Origin of the sequence: Granulicella mallensis, assembly GCF_014203225.1 — a bacterium.
Lineage (GTDB): Bacteria > Acidobacteriota > Terriglobia > Terriglobales > Acidobacteriaceae > Granulicella > Granulicella mallensis_A.
Map to the genome: position 1 here is coordinate 168,774 of NZ_JACHIO010000014.1, position 21,314 is coordinate 190,087.

Here is a 21,314-nt window from a genome sequence, read left to right on the forward strand (position 1 = left end):
GGTACCTTTTTATTCTTTTAGCAGACCGCCGGGCTCAGGAGTGAATTCCGGGGCGGTTATCAGTCTCCCGGGGTGGGTGCTGTCAGCTTCAATTCGCCTGTATTTCGCTTTCCCGTAGGACAGATATCCAGCAGAGGACAGGCCTCGCATCGGGGTTCGGAGAACGTGCAGAGCGTCTGCCCATGCAGCTTTACCAGCGAGTGGTGCTCATCGAGCATCTCTGCATCCCAGGTCTCGGGAACCAGGCGCATCAGGCGTTCTTCGGTGATCGCCGCGTCCGCGCGGGGAACGACACACAGCCTTTGGACTACCCTTAAATGGTTGGCATCGATGGAGATCGCCCGCCGCCGCAGCGTACTGAAGTTCACCACGGCAGCCGAGACCTGAGGTCCCACGCCTTCGAACTGCTCCAGCCACGAACGGATCTTGTCTGTGCGATAGCGGGCGAGAAAGTCCAGGGTCAACGAGCCGTAGCGCTCGGTGATGCCCATCAGCGCGGCCTTCAGGCGTGGAGCCTTCACTTCGGGAAAGGTGACGACTGCAATCGCGCGCTCAATTTCGGCGACCGTGGCGTCGCGGACTGACTCCCAGTTTCCGGGGCCAGCCTGAAAGTAGCGCTCGAGATCGCGCATGACCTGGTGGGCCGAAGGGGTCTTGGTGCGTCCGGCCAGAAGAGAGTAGATGAACTGTGTCAGCGGGTCCCACGGCTCGCGCGGCGCGGGCTGTCCGTAGTGGCCCAGCAGTAGCCGATGGATGTGGGGCAGACGATCCGCCTCCTCGGGCGTAAGAGGCCGCCGCTGCGGGGTCGCCGGATCGGCTGGTTCGTTGAAGAGTTCTGCGGTCACCCGTTCCTTGTAACCCCCAACTGATGTCCTTCGCTCGTCGCCAGCCCCCAGGCCATGCGCGGCGTGTTGTGCGCGAGGCCTACCGAGCCATCGGGTCCCATCAAGATGATGCCGCCGTGTCCGCCGAGCCTCTTATAGAGATAGGCGATGGCATCGGTCGCCGCCTGTTGTGGGGGCGATCCTGCTGCGACGCGGTCCACGGCCCACTTGCCCAGCACCAGCTTCATGATCGGCTCGCCCCAGCCGGTCAGGGAGACGGCGGCGCTCTCGTTGTCGGCATAGCAGCCGCAGCCGATCAGGGAACTGTCGCCGACGCGGCCGGGGGCCTTCGAGAGCGTTCCCCCGGTGGAGGTGCCGGCCGCCAGATTGCCGTCCGCGTCGATCGCGACCGCGCCGACAGTGTCGTGCGAGTGGAGCGTCGGGTCGGTTACCTGGAACTCTTCCGGTAGTGTGCGTATGGCTGCGGTCATTGCATCGGTATCGACTGCAGCCTCGCCACTGAATGTTGTGTCCCGGCCGCCTGCGGCTTCGGCACGCTGGAAGGCCATCAGCCGCTCGCGTTCGCGAGGGACGATCAACTCCGTGTTGTCTACGAGCCGCATGCCGTGCTGTGTCGCAAACCGCTCCGCTCCGGTGCCGACGAAGTACACGTGCGGCGACTGGTCCAGCACCAGCCGCGCTGCCTGGATCGGGTTCCGCAGGCGCTCGACGCAGGCTACGCCGCCGGTGCGCAGGTTGGCGCCGTTCATCAGCAGGGCATCGAGCTGCACGCGGCCGTCGCGGGTCAGGAACGAGCCGCGCCCGGCGTCGAAGGTGTCGTCGTCTTCCATGATGGTGACGGCGGCTTCCACTGCATCGACGGAGCTGCCGCCGCGCGCGAGTGCATCCCATCCGGCACGCAGGGCGTGGCGAATGCCGTTTTCATGGGCGGCAATGGCATCGTCGGGCATGGCCCATGCGCCGCCGTGGATCAAAAGGATAGGAGAGCGTTTCGTCATCGCTCTGTGATTGTAATTTGACGCGTGTGTGCAGCGTTTTTGTGGGGTCAGGTCCGGGGCAGCGATTGAAGGTCATGTACTTTGCGGGTCGGAGGGAGCCGTGGCCTTCAGGCCACGGAATAAGGGACAGGCGAGAATTGGGCTTTAGCCCCGGGCTGTTTCTCCGCAGCCGTAAAGAAGGCCCGGGCCTAAAGGCCACATCTTTGCTATGCCTTATTTCCGTAGCCTAAAGGCTACGGCTCCCTCCGTCTCCCTGATGCTGAAGCATCAGGGAACGCGCTTCGCGCTGTGCCGAACAGCCCATCATTCTTCAATGAACGAATGCTTTACCACTCTAGCTGACCCACAAATAAGATAGGCAAGAGTGAAAAGGGAGCAGGATTTTATTCCTACTCCCTTTTACTTTAGGAAACTCTGCTTTGATGGTCTGATACATTTCGCCCTGGCAATATTCAGGCAATGAACCTGGCTTCAGCAGAGCGTTTCGTGACTTACTCCTGAGGCTCAGTTGAGATATACCAGTTCTGAGTCTCCGGTCCGAGCGGCCCGTTCTCATTCGTGTAGCTACTCAGTGCGCCAATAAAGTTGGCACCCTTCGCGAGAACATCCAGCTCTGTCGTCGCTCCGCTCGGAAGGCTGGGCGGATCGTAGATGGTGCTCGTCAGCGCCGGTCCCCAGTGACCATTGAAAGATAGCCATTGAGCTGCTGTTGCGTTGTTGTCGAGTAGAACAAGCTGGCTGGTATTCTGCCACGGCGTCCAGCTGATTCCATTGGAATAAAAGTTCGTTGGCTTGTGGTACACGGTGAAGGTTCCAGTGTTGGCCGTATTGTCAACTACCTTTACCCAACTTACTGGAGGCAGCCCAGGCGAATTCAAAATGACGTCATTGACCTGGATGCCGGCAGTGGGGTAGTTCGCATGACTATCCCATCCCGAATAAACAATGGGATGAGTGCCATCGAGCGGCGGATCTGTTACCCACTGGTTCCCGCTGTGCTGGCTGTAGAAGACACCGATAAGGCTGGACTGATCTTCTGAGATTCTTACCGTAACGTGTTCCCAGTCGCCATAGTGCAGCGCAAATCCGGCCCAATCCAGGTTGTACGGCTCGGTCTTGAAGTTGGTGATGACACCTACCTGAAATGGCTGAAACCCATTCCACGTATAGAACAGAAAATATTTGATGTCGATATAAGTGCCGAAATCAAGGACCTTGACATAGACAGGGGAGTTTACCTGCCCCATATTCGCAGTACTCGAGGCAACGGCTGCATCTCCGGACTCGAAGTCGTTGGAGGGTGTGGGATAAACGCCGTTGGAAGGTACAAGGTAGTTCGTAGAAGTAGTATTTGCGGCAAGACTTGCAGGAGTAACTGCAGTCGTGATGACATTCCCATTGGAGTCCACGAGATTGGACTGGCTGAAGAAATTCTCAACCGACGTGGGATGGTTGTTATCGTAAGCGTTGAGATAAATCGTAGGCGCGTACTGTTGAATGGTGCTTAGACTTACTGTCTGAGCATGGGTTTGTGTAGTAGCCACAACGGAGGCCGCAAGCGCCAGAAGGCGCAGGAATTGCTTTGACACACTTGACATAATCTTCTCCCGGAGTACGTATCGAGTAGATCGAAACAAACTGTGCGTGCCGCTAATATTTTGTATTTTGGGAAGGGTATCGATAGCCCGGCATTATGCCCGGCATGGATAGCTAGTGGATAGCTGACAACAACAGGTTTTATTGAGTTGGGGCTGAATCATCTCTGCGAGTCCCTCTTTCCTGTGATCCGAAGCTATTATTAGAGCGGCGCAGGGAAAGATATGTGAATACCTGGATAAAATCAGGTGCAGCATTTTATTCTCAATGAAAATGGTGTTTCAGTTAGAAACTGTCTGGCCGGTTGCCCATGATCGTTCATAGTATTTTCCAGGTTATATACAGTAACTGCGCAGGGACCATGGCCAGCTCCTACAAAACTGGTCTGTTCTATAACTCAATCTGTATACCAAGACCAAAGACGGTAATCAGAGATTACACCTGCACTGACTCCCGAGCATTTTGAGATCAGCGATAAAACCTACTCTGCCTGGGCGATCATGCCGGCCAGCAGCGCGGTTCGTTCCGCCAGGTGTGCCTTCACCACATGCTCGTGGGCCGCATGGGCTCCGGCTCCGACCGCACCCATGCCGTCGAGCGTCGGCACACCGAGCGCCGCGGTAAAGTTGCCGTCCGAACCGCCTCCGGTCGAGGCTTCGTCCAGCACAAAGCCCATCTCCTCGGCCAGCTTTTGGGCGAGATGAAACAGCGCTTCGGTTCCTGCCTTGCGCTCCATGGGAGGGCGGTTGATTCCGCCCGTTACCGTCAGGCGGCAGGCCTTGTCCGTGACCTCCAACCCGCGGAAAAGCTTCTCCACGCGTGCTGCGTCGTCGGCCTTCGCGATGCGCACGTCTACCTCGGCAGTACACTCTGCGGCAATTACATTCGATCGCGTGCCTCCGGTGATGACTCCCGGATTTACCGTCAGACCCTGGCTCAGGTCGGTAAATCCGGCAACTGTCTGCACCAGGCGGGCCATCTCCAATACCGCGGAGTGCCCGCGTTCGAAGTCCACGCCGCTGTGTGCCGCTACGCCCTCAACCTTCAGCTCGTAGTTTCCGACACCTTTGCGCGCCGTCTTATAGGCCAGACCCTGCGCGGGCTCCAGCACGAACACCGCAGAACACTCCTGCGCAATCTTTTCAGTAATGGCCCGCGAGATCGGGCTGCCGATCTCTTCGTCGCTGTTCAACAGCAGCGTCACGGGTCGCTCCGCTCCGAGCGCCTTTACTGCCATCAGCGCCTCAAGAGCCATCACGACACCGGCTTTCATGTCCACCACGCCGGGCCCGAAGATCTTGCCGGCGTCTTCCTTCCAGGGCATCTTTGCCAGCGTCCCCATGGGCCAGACGGTGTCCAGATGCCCGAGCAGCAGGACGCGTCCGCGCCTGGAAGAGCCACTTTGGGCTGGCTCAAAGCGCAGCTCCAGCACATTGCCAAATCCCTCCTGCGGATGCCGCCGGATCTCGCCGCCCATCTCCGCCACCCAGCCCGAGACCAGCGCTCCGGCGCGATCCACCGCGGCCTTATCTTCGCTGGGAGACTCGACTTCAACCAGTTCCTGCAGCCGCTGCAACAACCGCTGCTCGTCTGCTGCTACTACGCTTACTATGTCCGCCATCGCCATAACTTCTACGCTAACGCGAGGGAGGCGAAAACCAGCAACCGGCCCGTACCAAATCTCTCAACTGTGTCTAATTAGACACACCACAGCGCCCTGTTCCCGGATGTAGCCTGTGGTTCTGTTACAAGAATCAGGGAACCGCACCTGCCTAACGACGCCCAATTCGAGCAGACCATCCATAGTCCACTGGATTTCAGCGGCATTGGCCTGCATTCCGGCGCGGAAGTCACCATGCGGCTCGTTCCTGCGCCTGCTGGTTCGGGCATCGTCTTCCGCCGCACCGACCTGGATAACTTCGAGATTCCTGCTACCGGCCGCAACGTCGCGAAGGTCAGCTATGCGACCTCGCTGATGCGCCAGGGCGTGCTGATCTCGACGACCGAGCACCTGCTCTCCGCGCTGATCGGGCTGGGTGTCGATAACGTCATCGTTGAGGTCGACAACCTCGAAGTCCCGATTCTGGACGGCTCCGCCCGGCCCTATGTGGCGGCTATGCTCGGTGCGGGACTCAAGCGCCAGCGCCGCAAGCGTGAGTACCTCCGCATCCTGAAAGAGATCGAAGTCCGAGAGGGAAGCAAGTTTATCGGCGTCTATCCCGGTGAGGGCTACTCGATCCACTACACCATCGACTTCCCTGAGCCCATCGGGCACGAGACCTTTGTGGGGGATCTCGAAGCCGGGGACTACTGCAACCTGATTGCGCCCGCGCGTACCTTTGGCTTTCGCGAGGATGAGCCCATGCTGCGCGATATGGGCCTGATCCGCGGGGCCTCCGACGAGTGCGCCATCATCATCGGCGGCGGCGAGGTACAGAACGGCCCGCTGCGCTTTGGCGATGAGTTCGTACGGCATAAGGTCCTCGACCTGATCGGCGATCTGGCTCTTGCAGGCCGTCGCATCTGGGGACGCGTGGTAGCCGAACGCGCCGGCCATGCCATGCACACCGCTCTGGTGCAGCGTCTGCTGCGTGACCGCTCCGCCTGGGAGCTGGCTCATCGCTATGAAGAGCCGGTGGCTGCGGCCAAACCGGCTGTTATGCCTGTGGGCGCTACGCTGCAGCCTTCGCACGCCTGAGGCGTGTCATCAAATTTCGAGATCGAACTATGCAACAGCTTGCTGTGGCACTGTTTCGTTAAGGGCATGGCTTCAGCCATGCCGTAGGAGTAAGGCTCAACCCGCCTTCCTTTCTGCCGAAGGTTGGAGCGAAGGCGAAGCCGTAGCGACCGAATTGCTTTCCTCTATGCCGCCAAGACTGTCTAGGGCTCGCAGGGATGTATTCGTAGCGAGGGAGTGATTGGTTTCGCCACAACCAAAGAAGGCAATTCAGTCGTTGCGGCTACGCCTTCACTCCAGCCTTCGGCAGAGAGGTACGGCCTTTGGCTCGACGTTTTACGGCATGGCTGAAGCCATGTCCTTAACGAAACAGCGCCGCGGCAAGCTGTTTGCACAGTCCAACTTCATCCCAAGAGCAATTTGATGACACACCCAAAGTCTTCGCGAGTTATCTCGCAAACGATGGCCCACCAGCGCCGATCAGCTCCCAGATTCGCGCGAGATGATGATCGTCGTGCTCGGCGACAAAGTACAAATGGTCTACGAGCCGCATCGGCGTCTTCAAGCGCGGGTGAGGAATGGCTCGGGTCCATAGCGAGGTGTCCAGCTCTTCCACACGCTTCAGCAGCCGTTCTCTGGCAGTGCGGAACTCCGTCAGAATCTCTTCCAAGGGGCGCGCGTTGTGGTTCGCCTGGTCGGTCTTTCGGTTCTGCAGGTCGGTCAGGGTAAGCTGCTCGCTGGCCGCGACGTAATCTTCCACGCGCGACAGCCACAGCGGTTCGAGGTCCACCAGGTGACCGGCGTGTTCCTGGGCCGACCACTTTTCCTGCGCCTTCTCGGTCAGGCTTTTGTGAGAGTGGCCACGAAGAGCCTCTTCCAGCCTGGCCGGAGTGCCACGCAGACGGGCGCGCAGATTCGGATGCAGCTCCACCGGAAACGAAAACTTAAACTTACGTTCAAACCAATCTGGCACTTGACTCATGGGCTCCACCGATCGAAAAGACAGCTCTCAGTAGATATCTTGCCACTTGGGACAAACGAAGGCAGGTTTGCCAGTGGTTCAAAAGACACGTAGCGTCGAAGAGGTACCAGATGAACGGACAGGAACAACCGCATGACCGCCGCTATCGCGCTGGGCTCAAATCTGCCGTCTCCTTTTGGTGACCGCGCCGCTAACCTGCAGGAAGCCCTGCGCCGTCTCGAAGCCCTCGGCCGAGTTACGGCGGTCTCCAGCTTCCATGACACCGATCCCGTGGGTTACGAAGATCAACCGCGCTTCCTGAACGCCGCAGCGCTGCTCGAAACCGAGCTCTCGCCGATCGATCTATTGCGTGGGTTGTTAGCGATCGAACACACCATGGGTCGCGACCGCGAGAATGCGCCGCCCAAAGGTCCGCGTGTCATCGACCTTGATCTGCTGTTATTTGGCGATGTCGTTTTGCAGACGCACGAACTCACGCTGCCGCATCCGGCGATGCACGAACGTCGCTTTGTTCTTGCGCCATTGGCCGAGATTGCACCGGAGATGGAGCATCCTGTCCTGCGTAGAGATGTTGCCATGTTGTTACAGCATGCATAGATCGCAACGATAAGTAGGGATAGGCGACGACAGCCACATGCCTTCAGCCCCGAAGGGGCGTTTCATACCAGCCCAGGGCGAAGCCCTGGGTTACGTGGTTAAAACGACAGAGCGCTGAAGGCGCGATCTATTGTTGGTAGAGCCGATAGATCGGCCCTTCAGGCCTCTGCCTCTTTCTCTACCTATAACCCAGGGCTACGCCATGGGCTGGTATAGAACGCCCCTTCGGGGCTGGGGTTGTGGCCCGTTCAAGGTTGTTTGCCAGCAGAGTTATTCTCTTTCTTGACGCACAAGCAGTATGACAATCGAGCGAACTGGGATAGAGGGGTTCCACGATGAGCACAGCACTAGCGAATCCAACCGAAATGATCAGACAAGGGGCGCCGCACCTCATCCACTCGGATGAGGAACTCGCGGAATACACTGAGGCTCTCTTCGACCTGACGGCAAAGGCTACTCCCTCTCGGGAAGAGGAAGAGGCGATCGAGCTTCTGACGCTTCTTATAGAACGCTACGAAATGGAGCGCTACCCTGTACCCGACGCCGGCCCTATCGATGTGCTGCGATTTCTTCTCGATCAGAACGGGCTTTCACAACGAGACATCGCTGAAGATCTTGGCAGCGAAAGCACCGTATCGCTCGTTCTTTCAGGCAAACGCCTTCTGAATCGCGATCACATTATGCGGCTCAGCCAGCGTTTCCACGTCTCTCCGGCGGTTTTCTTTGGAACAACGTAGAAGAAAGCATGGCTACGCGTTCTGCCTTCGGTAACGGGCGCGAAGGCTGCTGTTACTTCTTCTCTTCGTGGTATTCCTGCTCGGTATTGATGCCCCACACCGTAGCCTTGTCCACGTGTCCCGCGGCGATGCCGTCCACCACGGCCATCGCCGTCAGCATCGAGTGGTCCTGGTTGTTGTACTTGTGCATGCCGTTGCGGCCGACCAGGAAGAGATTCTCGAAGCTGTCGGTAAACTCGCGCAGCTCGTTGAAGCGGTCATAGGTTCCGAAGTACGCGGGGTAGGTCTTCGGCACGCGCACCACGTGGGAGTCCGTCACCTCGCTGGTTCGCAGGATGCCGATCTTCTCCAGCTCCTTTGCGGCAAAGCTCTTCAGTTCTTCGTCGGGCATCGACCACAGCGGATCGGTGTCGTAACAGAAGTACTCCAGTCCGATCCATACCTTCGTCGGGTCGGAGACCATGTAGGGGGACCAGTTGTTGAAGATCTGCAGCCGCCCCAGCAGAACGTCGGGCTCCTGGATGTAGATCCAGGTGTCCTTGATAAGTCCACCATCGGGTTCGCGCACGTCGAGCTTGTTGGCGAGCACGCCCACCGTGATGAAGTCGCGATACTGCAGGCCGTCGCTCACCTCGCGCACGTTGGCAGGAACATCAACCCTCAGCGCCTGCACCAGCTCGCGCATGGGCATCGTGGAGATGAAGTAATCGCCCTCGAATCGCTGCCGTTCGCCGGCATCGTTTACAGCCTCGATGGCGACGACACGTGAGCCTTCGACGAGAATTGCATCGACCTTCCACTGCATGTGGATCTCGCCGCCCATGGCGATGACCTTCTCGGCGACGTGCTCCCACAACTGGCCCGGTCCGAACTTCGGATACAGAAACCGCTCGATCAGCGAGGTGTCCGTGCCCTTTTGCGCGACATCGTTCTCCGCACTCTTTGGCTGCGCGCTGAAGGCCTTCTTGACGAAGTGCTTCAGCGCCGTCGTCAGCGAGAGGCCCTTGATGCGCTGCGCTCCCCACTCGGCGGAGATCTTGTTGCACGGCGTTCCCCATACCTTCTCGGTGTAGCTCTTGAAGAAGGTGAGATAGAGTTCTTTGCCGAAGCGGTTGATGAGAAAGTCTTCGAGGCTCTTCTCTTCCTTGATCGGGTTCACCCGGCTCATCACGTAGCTGTAGCCGATCTTCCCCATGCGCACGGGGCCGAGGTTCGCGATTGTGTTGCCGGTGAGCTTGATGGGATAGTCGAAGAACTTGCGCAGGTAGTAGATGCGGCTCTTGCGCGGACGCACCAGCATGACCAGGTCGTCGGACTCGGGCGGCGGGGCAACGACGGTGGCTGCTACCTCTTCATCTGTAGCGGTCTCCTCTTCTTCGTCGTCATCGTGGGCTTCCAGGTCCGGGTGCAGCGGCCCCATGCCGCGCAGAGGCGGTTCTTCCGGAAGATGTGCTGGAACTGCGACGGTACGTTGCTTGCCCTGGTAGCTGATATCGACGCCGGTAGGCGCGGCGTCCGCCAGGTCGGGAGGCATCAGGTCCATCCACCACTGCATCACGCGGTCGCTCTTGGAGAAGAAGCGGTGCCCGCCGATGTCCATGCGGTTGCCCTTATAGCGGATGGTGCGGGAGATGCCGCCGATCTCACCGCTGGCTTCCAGAATGACTGGTTTCACGTCGGTCTTGCGCAGAAGTTCCAGTGCCGCCGTAAGTCCTGCCGGCCCCGCTCCGATGATGATTGCCTTACGCGCCATGCGCTTTCTCTTGCTCCGAACACGCATTCCGCGTCGAATCAAGCTTATCGCATGGGTGCGTTACGGTGCTTATGAGATGGGTTGATGTTGCACTAGTTGCGATGCGACTCGAGGATGGCAACGCGCTCGCGCAGGGTGGAGATAGCCTGCATATTGGATAGCTCGGTCTAGGCTTTAGCCTCAGAGATGGCAGCCAGGATGCCCTTGTATTGAGCTTCCGACTGCTTTTCGAGCGACGAGATCTGCCGTTCCACGGAATTGAAACGCTCTTCGACGCGCTTCTCAAAAGAGTCCTGGCGAACCTTCAATTCACGCACGTCGGGCGCAATCACGTCCTGAACCAGCCGCTGAAGTGTTTGAAGGACGTTATCGCTCATGGTCACTCTACCTACACCAGATACTATTATCGACGCTTCCGATCAAGCAAGATAATTCCCGCATCGCACCCTCTTGCCGTGCGATGCGGGAATCACGCTTACGCCTCGCGGTTCTCCACGACGAACTCCAGCACGCCCTTCTTGTCCGCCTCGACCTTCACGCGATCGCCGTGCAGCACGCGCCCGTCGAGGATCCGCATCGCCAGCGGGTCCTGTACCAGGCGCTGGATCGCCCGCTTCAGCGGCCTTGCTCCATAGGCGCGGTCGTAGCCGGCCTTGAAGATCGCCGTCCGTGCCGCGTCCGTCAGCGTCAGCGTGATGCGGCGGTCTGCGAGCATCTTCTGCAGGTCCGCAAGCCGCAGATCGACGATGTGCGTCAACTGGCTCTCGCCCAGCGGATGGAAGACAACCGTGTCGTCCACGCGGTTCAGGAACTCCGGACGGAAGTGCTTGCGCAGCTCCTCCATCACGCGGTTCTTCGCCTCTGCGAAGCCATCCTCGCCCTCGGCCCAGGCGGTCGAAAGCTGCCCCGCGCCGAGGTTCGAGGTCATGATCAGCACCGTGTTCTTGAAGTCCACGGTACGGCCCTTGGAGTCGGTCAGGCGTCCGTCGTCGAGCACCTGCAGCAGCACGTTGAAGACATCCGGATGCGCCTTCTCGATCTCGTCGAACAGCACGACAGCGTATGGCCTGCGCCGGATCGCCTCGGTCAACTGCCCGCCCTCATCGAAGCCGACGTATCCCGGAGGCGCGCCGATCAGCCGTGCCACGGCGTGCTTCTCCATGTACTCCGACATGTCGATGCGCACCATCGCCTGCTCGTCGTCGAAGAGGAACTCTGCCAGGGCACGCGCCGTCTCGGTCTTGCCGACGCCGGTAGGCCCCAGGAAGATGAAGCTTCCAATCGGCCGCTTCGGGTCGCTGAGACCAGCGCGGGAGCGGCGAATCGCATTCGCGACCACCACCAGTGCCTCGTCCTGACCGACCACACGCTCGCGCAGACGCTGCTCCATCTGCGTCAGCTTCTGGACCTCGCCCTCGAGCATCTTCGCGATAGGAATGCCCGTCCACTTGGAGACGATCTTCGCGATATCCTCCTCGTCGACCTCTTCCTTCAACAGGCGCGAGGCGCTGTCGCCTGACTTGGCGTCGGCGACACCGGCGTCCTGTGTGGCGGTCAGCTCCTTCAGCTCGCGTTCCAGCTTCGGAATCTCGCCGTACTGCAGCTCCGCCGCGCGTTGCAGGTTGCCCTTGCGCGTGGCGTCTTCCGCCTCGAACCTCAGAGCCTCCAGCTTCTGCTTTAGCTCTGCAACCTGCCCGATGGCGCCGCGTTCCTTCTGCCAACGCGCGCGCAGGCCGGAGGCCTTCTCCTGCACTTCGGCGAGCTCACGCTCAACGGCATGCAGACGTTCTTTAGAGTTCACATCGTCCTCGCGCTGCAGGGCCGCGCGCTCGATCTCGAGCGAGGTCGCCCGCCGCTCCAGGTCGTCGATCTCTACCGGCACGCTGCCGATCTGGATCGCCAGTGCCGCCGCGGCTTCGTCGACGAGGTCGATGGCCTTGTCCGGCAGGAACCGGTCGCTGATGTAGCGATGCGACAACTCCGCCGCGGCCACGATGGCCGAGTCCTTGATGCGCACCTTGTGGTGCGTCTCGTAGCGCTCGCGCAAGCCGCGCAGAATCGCAATCGTGTCTTCGACGTTGGGTTCGCCGACGAACACGATCTGGAAGCGCCGCTCCAGCGCCGCATCCTTTTCGATGTACTTGCGATACTCGTTCAGCGTCGTCGCGCCGATGGCGCGCAGCTCGCCGCGTGCCAGCGCTGGCTTGAGCATGTTGCTCGCGTCGATGGACCCCTCGGCGGCGCCCGCACCTACCAGGGTATGCAGCTCGTCGATGAACAGGATGATCTGTCCGTTGGACTCTTCGATCTCCTTGAGCACAGCCTTCAGACGGTCTTCGAACTCACCGCGAAACTTAGCGCCCGCCAGCATCGAGCCCAGGTCGAGCGAGATCACGCGCTTGTCGCGCAGGATCTCCGGCACGTCGCCCTGAAAGATGCGCCGTGCCAGCCCTTCGACGATGGCTGTTTTTCCAACGCCGGGCTCGCCGATCAGGACCGGATTGTTCTTCGTGCGCCGTGAGAGCACCTGGATTACACGTCGAATCTCTTCGTCGCGCCCGATCACAGGATCGAGCTTGCCGCGCCGCGCCTGCTCCGTGAGGTCCTTGGCATACTTCGCCAGGGCCTGGAACTTGCCCTCGGGGTTCTGGTCGGTCACACGCTGCGAGCCGCGCACGGCCTGCAAGGCCTTCAGGATCGCCGAATGGTCCGCGCCAAACGCAGCCAGCGCTGTCTGCACGGGCTCACCCTTGCTCGCGCTCAGCGCGAGCAGGAGATGCTCTGTCGAGACGTAGTCGTCCTTGAAGTTCTCCGCTTCCTTGAACGCGCCATCCAAAACCTTCTGCATCGCGCTGCCCAGCCCCGGCTGCGACGCTCCCTGCACCTTCGGCAGCTTGTCGATGGCGGCATTCACCTGCGCGAGCAACTGCTGTGCCGGCACGCCGACCTTCTCGAGCACCGGCAGCACCACTCCCTCTTTGTCTTCCAGCAGGGCCGCCATCAGGTGCAGCGGCAATACCTCAGGGTTGCCGTTTTCGGCGGCATGACCCTGCGCTCCCTGGATCGCTTCCTGCGACTTCACTGTAAATTTGTCCCACTTGATAGCCATCTGTTCTCTCCTCCATCAATCTCTCTCGTAGCTCTCGAACTCTCTGCCCGCGAGCTCAACAAAACCTCTGTCATCCCATCCTTGGGCCGTATCCTACTCTCGACACATGCCCGAGCCGAACTCCCATCTCTCGCAACCCGAAACTCAATCCGACCGGGAACTTCGCGCTGCCGGGGAGCTGCCTGTGGCTATGCTTCTGGCCTGTACCGGCGGCGGTCTCGATGCCTTCGTCTACCTCAACCACGGCCACGTCTTCGCTGCTGCCATGACGGGCAATGGCATCTTCCTTGGCGTCGCTGTACTGCAGCACAACTGGGCGCAGGCCGGTCGCCACCTGGTACTGCTCGCCTCCTTTGTCGTTGGCGTCTTCAGTTCCAAGGCGCTTGCCGGCACTCTCAAACGGCACGCCATCGTCATCGGTCTGCTGGGCGAGATTGGCATGCTCTTTCTCGCCTCGTGGTTGCCGGGCTCGTTTCCCGACGGCGTCTTCGTGCCCATGCTCGCGGTGGTTGCCGCGTACCAGACGGCCAGTTTCAGAACCGCCGACACCTACTCCTACAACTCGACCTTCATGAGTGGCAATCTGCGCGCAGCCATCGAAGGCCTCTACGATGCCTTTACTCCCAGCCATCGCGAGACAGGCCTGCGCCAGTTCCGGAAGCTGGCGTTGATCGTCGCCAGCTTCCTGGCAGGGGCGATCCTCGGAGCCATTCTTGCTCCACGCCTGTTCAACCACACACTGTGGTTTTTCGACGTGCTGCTGCTCGTCGTGCTGGCGCTGGTGGTACGCCACAGTCGGGATGTTGCGGAAAACTCGTAAACTGTTCATTCTGCAAGAGAATCTAAAAGATGTGAACCGGAGTCCACGCCGGCTCACGTATTCTTTAGACGCAACTATAGTCTTAAAGTTGCATGAAACTTGACATAGATAGACTCATGTTTAGCCTCCGAGACGACATCGTTTTATCGGCATCTTATCGGTAAAATAAAAACACAGTAACAACGTTTTATCGGCACGCCAAAGCCCCTCTGTGAGGATATGAAATGCCAATCGAGCAGCATGGCTTTCAACCCGTCTTCAGCATTACACCGGCGATGGCTGGCGGGTTAATGCGCATTGAAGCGATGAAGCAGGCGATAGAAGACCTGCCCATTACTCCTCGATTGCTTGCCAATCTGCGGGAGACCGCGCGACTGTTTTCGACTCACTACTCCACCATGATCGAAGGCAATCTGCTCACCCAGGAACAGGTGGCGCAGGTGATCGGCGAAGGTCAGCATTTTCCCGGTCGTGAGCGAGATCAGGACGAGGTGCGTGGCTATTATGCCGCCCTCGATGAGCTAGAGCAGCTTGCCAACAACCCCAAAGAGGTGACCGAGACGGCGGTGCAGAACCTGCACGCCCTGGTAATGGGCTCAGGAAAGACGCGCGTGAGGCCAACGCCGTATCGCGATGGGCAGAACGTCATTCGAGACAGCGTAACCGGCAACATGGTCTATGTGCCGCCGGAGGCTAGCGATGTTCCAGTTTTGATGAAGGATCTGATCTCCTGGATCAATCTGAAGGATGAGCTTCCCGTCCCGCTGAAGGCTGCTTTGGTGCACTATCAGTTTGCGACGGTGCATCCGTACTATGACGGCAACGGGAGGACGGCTCGTCTTCTGACGACCTTGATCCTGCACCGGGGGGGCTATGGGCTAAAGGGACTCTACGCGCTGGAGGAGTACTACGCACGAGACCTCAAAGCCTATTACGAAGCTCTGAGTCTTGGCCCGTCACACAATTACTACCTGGGGCGGGCGCAGGCTGACGTTACAGCCTGGGTGGCCTACTTCATTGAGGGCATGGCGGCTTCGTTCGAGAAGGTGCACGCACAGGCAAAACGCGAGTCTGCGGCAGGCGGTCGCGATCAGTCCCGGCTGTTGCGTAATCTGGATGTGAAGCAACGGAAGGCCCTTACACTCTTTGAAGACTCGCGAGCGATCACTGCGAGGGACGTTGCCGTATTGTTCGGCTTCCAGCAGCGTACAGCTTCGGCGCTTTGTCAGCGGTGGGTTCTTGAGGGCTTTCTGGTAACTGCGGATGCAGCTAAAAAAACGCGGCGCTATCACCTTGCTGAAGAGTATGAAAAATTATTGGGAAGAACGAGCGGAGTAGACCTATGACCATGCCCCCATCGACCATGAGCCGGAGGCGTTTCTGCGCCGTTTCCGTAGCCACTGCCCTTTCAAGTCAACATCTTGCGTTGGCCGCCACGAAGCAAAGTCCTTTCGCGATGGTGGCCGCCGCCGACCATGACCGCGTCCTGCGTCTCGCCGATCACTGGCTGCCGGAGGCTCCGCAGACGATTACGTCCTTTCATTCCTCCAGGAGCCCCGCTGGGCCGCACGACTTCTTCTCCGAGGCCGACTACTTCTGGCCCAACCCGGCGAATCCGGCCGGTCCCTACAAAGAGATCGACGGCAAGAGCAATCCGGACAACTTCCAGGACCATCGCCGGGCGATGATTCGCCTGAGCCAGGCGATGCCCGCGCTGACTGCCGGGTACGTCCTCACGAAGCGTAAAGACTACGCCCATGCTGCCGCGGCGCACCTGCTGGCATGGTTCGTCACGCCGGCCACGCGGATGAAGCCTAACCTCGAGTATTCGCAGGGCGTGCGAAACGGAGGCCCGACGGGCCGCAGCTACGGCATCATCGACACGCTGCATCTGGTCGAGGTCGCCCGCGCCGCCGGCTTCCTGCGGAAGTTTTTTTCGCCTGCGGAGTGGGCCGACCTGCGAGGCTGGTTCCGTGACTATCTTCTCTGGATGAAGACCAGCGAGAAGGGCATGCGCGAGCGGGATGCGACCAACAATCACGGTATCTGCTGGGCCTTGCAGGCGGCGGAGTTCGCCCGCCTTGACGGCGACGAAGACACCCGCGCGGAGATTCGCGAGCGCTTTGAGACAGTGCAACTGCCGATGCAGATGGCTCCGAACGGCAGCTTTCCCCGCGAGCTCGCCCGCACCAAGCCCTACGGCTACTCCATCTTCAACTTTGACGCGGCGGCGGCGCTCTGCTGGTCGCTGGGCCAGCAGGAGATGGTTCGCTTCTCGCTCCCCGATGGACGTGGGATGTGCAAGGCCGCCGAGTTCCTGGAGCCATACCTGGCGGACAAGGAGAAGTGGCCCTACCCGCACGACGTGCAGCACTGGGAGAGCTGGCCTGTCCGCTCGCCGGGGTTGCTCTTCTGTGGCGTGGCCTGCGGGCGCGAAGAGTATCTCGAGCTCTGGCGCAAGCTCGATCCCGATCCGACCGATCCCGAGATTATAAGGAACTATCCGATCCGGCAGCCGGTGTTGTGGGTTTAGAGCATTTTCCCTGTTGCCGGGAATCCGGAAGCGGGCGTGCAGTGGCGTTTTCATTAGGGAAAACGCCCATAAGAATCGAGGCACCGCTCTACACCTACAGGGCAAATGCTCTAGCTAGAACTTCTTCGTTGGGTGATGAGATTGCTCACGGACAAAAGCGGGTACCCCTACTAATTTGGGGAGTAGGGGAATATTTGCGTTCCTCGTGGTTTCTATACCTAGAGCGGTCACAGGGGTAAGCGGTATATCGATCGCGAAGCCCTCTGCTTCCATTTTGCAGCTCTGCGGTTTCCGTTCGAAATGAATTCGCTACCCGTGTCAATATCGGGGTTACCCGTAATAAGCGGTTTTGCCGCACACAGGCCTGCCCCAAGAATCTATCCAGGAGTGGAACACCACGATCATGTCTTTCGTTTCCAGAAGCTCGCGCTTCCTTTTAGCAGCAGGTCTTATCACCGTTTCCACTTCACTCTTGCGGGCACAACAAAATGAGCCTCAAAAGCCTGACAACAGTATTTTGTCGATGATCCAGCACTTTTCAGAAGATGCTCCCGGAGCATGGACCGCAGACCAATTGACAACCATGGGCCGTATTCGCGATGCGGCGCTTACCGATCCCTATGCCTATAACGAACTCGACCACCTGGCCAACAACATTGGGCCGCGTCTGGTGGGCTCTGCCCAGGCGCAGGGGGCTGTCGACTGGGTGGCCGAAGAGTTGCGCACGCTTGGCGCGAAGGTCACGCTCGAAAAGACCATGGTTCCCCATTGGGTGCGTGGTGAAGAGCTGGCCTCTCTCACGTCATGGCCTGGAGGAGTTCCAGGTACACAACAAAAACTAGTGGTGACCGCCCTTGGCGGGAGCCCGCCTACGCCGAAAGAGGGGCTTACAGGCGAGGTCGTGGTCCTAAACAGTTTTGCCGAGCTAAAAGTTCTTCGTCCAGGCTCTCTGAAGGGTAAGATCCTCGTCTTCAATCGCCCCTTCGACAAGGAGCTTGCGGCAGCGGGGCAGGGAATCGCCGCCTATGAGCAAAGCGTCTTGTACCGAGCCCTGGGGCCCACCGCAGGCGGTGCTGCAGGCGCTGCTGCGGTACTAGTCCGGTCCGTCGGCAGTGCGGACTTCAGGCTGCCACACACAGGTGAGACTCTCTATGCGAAGAATGTGGTTCAGGTTCCGTCGGCAGCTCTGGCTGCTGAGGATGCCGACCTGATTGCTACCCTGGTAAAACAAGGACCACTGACCTTGCACCTGGCCTTGACGACTCAGATCCTGCCGGACGTGCCAAGTTACAACGTCATTGCCGACTGGCCGGGAACCGAACATCCCGAACAGATCGTCATGGTTTCGGGCCATTTGGACTCCTGGGATCTGGGCACCGGAGCTATTGACGACGGAACCGGAATCGTCATGTCCATGCAGACGATTCACCTATTGGCGAAACTTGGAATCCACCCTCGCCGGACAGTGCGATTCGTTGCCTGGATGGGAGAGGAGTCGGGTGCACAAGGAGCGTTCACTTACGCCCATGATCATGAATCTGAGATCGGTTCGCACGTGGCTGTTCTGGAAGAGGATTTTGGAGCTGACCACCCCATTGGTTTGACGTTCAGCGGAGTAGCCGCTCTCAGAGGATATCTGGCGCCTCTCGCGAAGGTCTTAGACCCAATCGGTGCGAGCATGATCACTCCGGGCGACGAAATTGGAGAGGATGTCGCGCCGCTGATCAGTAAAGGCGTACCGGGATTCACTGCAGCCCGTGATCCACGTTTTTATTTCCAATATCACCACACGGCAGCCGACACCTTCGACAAGGTCGATCCCAAAAATCTGGCCGCAAGCGCAGCGGTTATGGCCGTTACCGCGTATGCGCTGGCGGATGCTGAGACCCCGGCACCTCGGTAAAGATTTGCCAAAACGCCTCCAGGTCTTGTGCCCGGTCCTGTCAGGACCGGGCACAACAGGTTTTACAGCGTATGGCAGCTCACGGCATAGGGACTTGCAGCGAAGGGGGCTTTACCACCAGCTCTTTGGGAACCTTGAATAGGGACGTCAAGATATCCTTAGTTGCATTCACGGAGACGCCATGGCCCACTTCGCACGAATCTCTTCCGTCGCCCTCAGTTGCACACTGCTTGCCTTACCCTTTGCCGCTGCCCAGACAGCACCCGTAACCGCCCAGCACGCGATGGTCGTCACGATTCACCATGACGCTACCGACGCCGGAGTGGAGATCCTACGCGAGGGCGGCAATGCGGTCGATGCGGCGGTTGCCGTCGGCTTTGCCCTGGCGGTGGTGCACCCGGCGGCCGGCAACATCGGCGGCGGAGGCTTCATGCTCATTCGCCCGGGCACCAAAGCTCTGGCTCACGGACAGCCGCACTTCCTCGACTACCGCGAAAAGGCTCCCGCTGCCGCCGGTACCAACATGTATCTCGACGCGCAGGGGAACGTCATTCCGAAGATGAGCACGGTCGGCTCCAAGGCCAGCGGCGTTCCCGGTACCGTCGCCGGTCTCACCTATGCGGAGAAACAATATGGCCGGCTGGGCCTCGCGAAGGTGATGCAACCGGCTATCAAGCTCGCGCGCGACGGCTACGTGCTCACCGACGAAGAGGCGCACACGCTGCACAGCAGCCTCCTCAGCCAGTTCCCGGCGTCGTACCGCATCTTTCAGCGCAACGGCAGGTTCTACGAGGCTGGCGAGCGCTTCCGGCAGCCCGAGCTCGCACATACTCTCGAACGCATCGCCGCTGATCCGGAGGACTTCTACCGGGGGAAGATGGCCGCGGAGATCGCCGCGTTCGAGCAGGCCAACAACGGCCTCATCACCGCGCAGGACCTCGCGATGTACCAGGTCAAGGAGCGCACTCCGCTGGTTGGCCACTATCACGGCTATGAGGTGCTGACCTCGCCTCCGCCCAGCTCCGGAGGCATTGTGCTGCTGGAGACCCTGAACATCCTCAGCGGCTACGACCTGCCCAAGGTCGGGCCGGACCGCAGTCCGGCGCAGATTCATCTCATTACCGAAGCCTTCCGCCGCGCGTATATGGATCGCGGCGACTATCTCGGCGACCCCGACTTCAACACCATGCCGCTCGCGCAGATGGCCGATCCGAAGTATGCCGAAGCCTGGCGCAAGACGATCGACCCGACCAAGCCTTCGCCCTCCGCAACCCTGGTGCGTCCGGCAGGCTTCATGCCCGAGCCGCCACAACCCGAGGCGCAGCCGCATGAGTCGCCGCAGACCACGCACTTTTCTGTCGTCGATGCTGACGGCAACGCCGTGTCGAGTACCTACACGCTGAACTTCGGCTTCGGTTCCGGCGTTACCGTCGACGGCCTCGGCTTCCTGCTCAACGACGAGATGGACGACTTCGCCTCAAAGATGGGTGTCCCCAACGGCTTCGGGCTGATCCAGGGGCCGGCCAACGCGATCGCACCGGGTAAGCGTCCGCTCAGCTCCATGACGCCGACCATCGTCAGCGAGCCTTCGAGCTACACCTATCACAAGCTCCTGGGCCACACGACTTCGTCCGTGGTGCGGCCGGGCAAGCTGCGGCTCGTGCTCGGCTCGCCCGGCGGTTCGACGATCATCACCACGGTGGCCAACGACCTCATCAGCGTGCTCGACAACGGCCTCGATGTTCAGGCCGCGGCCGATGCACCGCGCTTTCATCATCAATACCTGCCGGACGTACTGCAGTTCGAGAAGACCTTTCCCCAGGCTCCTATCGCTGCCATGAAGGCCGCGGGCTACATCACGAAGCGCGAGGCGGAGTTCGATGAGAAGAGCGCCGGCCAGTGGGGAGACAGTGAGCTGATCGCGGTCGATCCCAAGACCGGAGTGCTGATGGGTGGGCAGGACAAGAGGCATCATTTCGGCAAGGCTGCGGGGTATTAGGGCGACGAATCGGGACACCGACTTAATCATGTTCTTTCACATCCCCACGGAAACGTCATCCTGAGCGAAGTCACTCGCGCACTTTGCGAGTGACGCAGTCGAAGGACCCCGATAGCGTCTATGTTCCCCATGCACCTCACACCTTTTCGACCGCAAATGTTCGTGTGCTGGTGGGTAGTGATCATCTCCGGCAGTGACGATAAAACTGCTAGCATCTTGCCGTGTCCGGCGGCTATACCTACATCCTCGGCAGCGTTACAGGCACGCTCTACATAGGAGTCACGAGCAATTTGTACCTGCGCATTATGCAACACAAGAACGGTACATTCGAAGATTTTTCTGCAACCCATGGCTGCAAGCGTCTGCTTTACTTCGAAGGACATGAGGACATCCGAGTCGCCATCGCGCGGGAAAAGCAACTCAAAGGATGGCGACGCGACAAGAAGCTGAATCTGATCCGTACGGTTAATCCAGAGTTTAAAGACCTTGCGGAAACCTGGGGATGGAAGATGATTACCGCGCACGAGAAGATGAATCCGTAGCGTTCGAAATGTTTGCTACAGGAAGAGCCTGTGCACTGGCCCCTGTGGTGGAAAAGGGTTGAGCTATATCGGTAAGACGAGATGCTTCGGGGTCCTTCGACTGCGTCACTCGCAAAGTGCGCGAGTGACTTCGCTCAGATGGTATGAAGAGCGGCGTACCTTCCTGGTACGTGCTCGAGGCACAGATAATCCATCCGGAGGAAGATACGCCATGCAGACCCAC

17 protein-coding genes are annotated in these 21,314 nt (G+C 59.6%); 9 read left to right on the plus strand and 8 right to left on the minus strand.

Annotation, left to right across the window (positions count from 1 at the left end):
- Positions 1–59: 59 nt before the first annotated feature.
- The 4 genes from nth to HDF15_RS16840 form a co-directional block, all read right to left on the minus strand.
- Positions 60–845 carry an endonuclease III gene (gene nth / locus HDF15_RS16825; RefSeq protein ID WP_184257583.1) on the minus strand — a complete coding sequence of 262 codons (786 nt, stop codon included), beginning with the start codon at positions 843–845 and terminating at the stop codon, positions 60–62.
- A complete protein-coding gene (locus HDF15_RS16830; RefSeq protein ID WP_184257585.1) occupies positions 842–1,843 on the minus strand; it encodes an isoaspartyl peptidase/L-asparaginase in 1,002 nt (333 codons plus the stop codon). The genes nth and HDF15_RS16830 overlap by 4 nt, the downstream gene beginning before the upstream one ends.
- Before the next feature lie 491 nt (positions 1,844–2,334).
- Positions 2,335–3,432 (minus strand): Vps62-related protein, encoded by a 1,098-nt coding sequence (locus HDF15_RS16835; protein WP_221314473.1) that lies wholly within the window; start codon positions 3,430–3,432, stop codon positions 2,335–2,337.
- A 488-nt stretch (positions 3,433–3,920) separates the two neighbouring features.
- Positions 3,921–5,060 (minus strand): M20 family metallopeptidase, encoded by a 1,140-nt coding sequence (locus HDF15_RS16840; RefSeq protein WP_184257589.1) that lies wholly within the window; start codon positions 5,058–5,060, stop codon positions 3,921–3,923.
- A 147-nt stretch (positions 5,061–5,207) separates the two neighbouring features.
- Here HDF15_RS16840 and lpxC point away from each other — a divergent pair, with 147 nt between their 5' ends.
- Positions 5,208–6,137: a UDP-3-O-acyl-N-acetylglucosamine deacetylase gene (gene lpxC / locus HDF15_RS16845; RefSeq protein WP_014263284.1), complete on the plus strand. Its 930-nt coding sequence runs from the start codon at positions 5,208–5,210 to the stop codon at positions 6,135–6,137.
- Positions 6,138–6,564: 427 nt separating this feature from the next.
- On the opposite strand, the gene HDF15_RS16850 is transcribed toward lpxC, so the two are convergent.
- Positions 6,565–7,098 (minus strand): DinB family protein, encoded by a 534-nt coding sequence (locus HDF15_RS16850; RefSeq protein ID WP_184257591.1) that lies wholly within the window; start codon positions 7,096–7,098, stop codon positions 6,565–6,567.
- 132 nt (positions 7,099–7,230) lie between these two features.
- Between HDF15_RS16850 and folK the strand changes: the two genes are divergently transcribed.
- Positions 7,231–7,695 carry a 2-amino-4-hydroxy-6-hydroxymethyldihydropteridine diphosphokinase gene (folK, locus tag HDF15_RS16855; RefSeq protein ID WP_184257593.1) on the plus strand — a complete coding sequence of 155 codons (465 nt, stop codon included), beginning with the start codon at positions 7,231–7,233 and terminating at the stop codon, positions 7,693–7,695.
- A gap of 335 nt (positions 7,696–8,030) precedes the next feature.
- Positions 8,031–8,432, plus strand: coding sequence for a type II toxin-antitoxin system HigA family antitoxin (locus tag HDF15_RS16860; protein WP_184257595.1), 402 nt, complete (start codon positions 8,031–8,033; stop codon positions 8,430–8,432).
- Between the two features lie 52 nt (positions 8,433–8,484).
- Here the strand turns inward: HDF15_RS16860 and HDF15_RS16865 are convergent, their stop codons facing one another.
- The 3 genes from HDF15_RS16865 to clpB form a co-directional block, all read right to left on the minus strand.
- Complete coding sequence (locus tag HDF15_RS16865; RefSeq protein ID WP_184257598.1) at positions 8,485–10,185, minus strand: NAD(P)/FAD-dependent oxidoreductase; 1,701 nt, start codon at positions 10,183–10,185, stop codon at positions 8,485–8,487.
- Between the two features lie 167 nt (positions 10,186–10,352).
- Positions 10,353–10,562: a hypothetical protein gene (locus HDF15_RS16870; protein WP_184257600.1), complete on the minus strand. Its 210-nt coding sequence runs from the start codon at positions 10,560–10,562 to the stop codon at positions 10,353–10,355.
- 98 nt (positions 10,563–10,660) lie between these two features.
- Positions 10,661–13,294: an ATP-dependent chaperone ClpB gene (gene clpB, locus HDF15_RS16875; protein WP_184257602.1), complete on the minus strand. Its 2,634-nt coding sequence runs from the start codon at positions 13,292–13,294 to the stop codon at positions 10,661–10,663.
- A 190-nt stretch (positions 13,295–13,484) separates the two neighbouring features.
- Here clpB and HDF15_RS16880 point away from each other — a divergent pair, with 190 nt between their 5' ends.
- The 6 genes from HDF15_RS16880 (at position 13,485) to HDF15_RS16905 (ending at position 21,091) form a co-directional block, all read left to right on the plus strand.
- Entirely contained in the window at positions 13,485–14,114 is a 630-nt protein-coding gene (locus HDF15_RS16880) for a YoaK family protein (protein WP_260331155.1), read from the plus strand.
- A gap of 224 nt (positions 14,115–14,338) precedes the next feature.
- Complete coding sequence (locus HDF15_RS16885) at positions 14,339–15,460, plus strand: Fic family protein (protein WP_184257606.1); 1,122 nt, start codon at positions 14,339–14,341, stop codon at positions 15,458–15,460.
- Entirely contained in the window at positions 15,457–16,647 is a 1,191-nt protein-coding gene (locus HDF15_RS16890) for an alginate lyase family protein (protein WP_260331145.1), read from the plus strand. The genes HDF15_RS16885 and HDF15_RS16890 overlap by 4 nt, the downstream gene beginning before the upstream one ends.
- Before the next feature lie 403 nt (positions 16,648–17,050).
- Positions 17,051–18,550 (plus strand): M20/M25/M40 family metallo-hydrolase, encoded by a 1,500-nt coding sequence (locus tag HDF15_RS16895; RefSeq protein ID WP_260331146.1) that lies wholly within the window; start codon positions 17,051–17,053, stop codon positions 18,548–18,550.
- Between the two features lie 181 nt (positions 18,551–18,731).
- Positions 18,732–20,549: a gamma-glutamyltransferase gene (gene ggt / locus HDF15_RS16900; RefSeq protein ID WP_184257608.1), complete on the plus strand. Its 1,818-nt coding sequence runs from the start codon at positions 18,732–18,734 to the stop codon at positions 20,547–20,549.
- Positions 20,550–20,770: 221 nt separating this feature from the next.
- A complete protein-coding gene (locus tag HDF15_RS16905; RefSeq protein WP_184257611.1) occupies positions 20,771–21,091 on the plus strand; it encodes a GIY-YIG nuclease family protein in 321 nt (106 codons plus the stop codon).
- The last annotated feature ends 223 nt before the right edge of the window (positions 21,092–21,314 follow it).

Bases quoted from the DNA above. Each gene is read 5' to 3' on its own strand.
- HDF15_RS16860 (WP_184257595.1), top strand. From the start codon at position 8,031: ATGAGCACAGCACTAGCGAATCCAACCGAAATGATCAGACAAGGGGCG.
- HDF15_RS16830 (WP_184257585.1), bottom strand. From the start codon at position 1,843: ATGACGAAACGCTCTCCTATCCTTTTGATCCACGGCGGCGCATGGGCC.
- HDF15_RS16880 (WP_260331155.1), top strand. From the start codon at position 13,485: ATGCTTCTGGCCTGTACCGGCGGCGGTCTCGATGCCTTCGTCTACCTC.
- HDF15_RS16895 (WP_260331146.1), top strand. From the start codon at position 17,051: ATGTCTTTCGTTTCCAGAAGCTCGCGCTTCCTTTTAGCAGCAGGTCTT.
- HDF15_RS16870 (WP_184257600.1), bottom strand. From the start codon at position 10,562: ATGAGCGATAACGTCCTTCAAACACTTCAGCGGCTGGTTCAGGACGTG.
- clpB (WP_184257602.1), bottom strand. From the start codon at position 13,294: ATGGCTATCAAGTGGGACAAATTTACAGTGAAGTCGCAGGAAGCGATC.
- HDF15_RS16840 (WP_184257589.1), bottom strand. From the start codon at position 5,060: ATGGCGGACATAGTAAGCGTAGTAGCAGCAGACGAGCAGCGGTTGTTG.
- folK (WP_184257593.1), top strand. From the start codon at position 7,231: ATGACCGCCGCTATCGCGCTGGGCTCAAATCTGCCGTCTCCTTTTGGT.
- ggt (WP_184257608.1), top strand. From the start codon at position 18,732: ATGGCCCACTTCGCACGAATCTCTTCCGTCGCCCTCAGTTGCACACTG.
- HDF15_RS16890 (WP_260331145.1), top strand. From the start codon at position 15,457: ATGACCATGCCCCCATCGACCATGAGCCGGAGGCGTTTCTGCGCCGTT.
- HDF15_RS16865 (WP_184257598.1), bottom strand. From the start codon at position 10,185: ATGGCGCGTAAGGCAATCATCATCGGAGCGGGGCCGGCAGGACTTACG.
- HDF15_RS16885 (WP_184257606.1), top strand. From the start codon at position 14,339: ATGCCAATCGAGCAGCATGGCTTTCAACCCGTCTTCAGCATTACACCG.
- HDF15_RS16850 (WP_184257591.1), bottom strand. From the start codon at position 7,098: ATGAGTCAAGTGCCAGATTGGTTTGAACGTAAGTTTAAGTTTTCGTTT.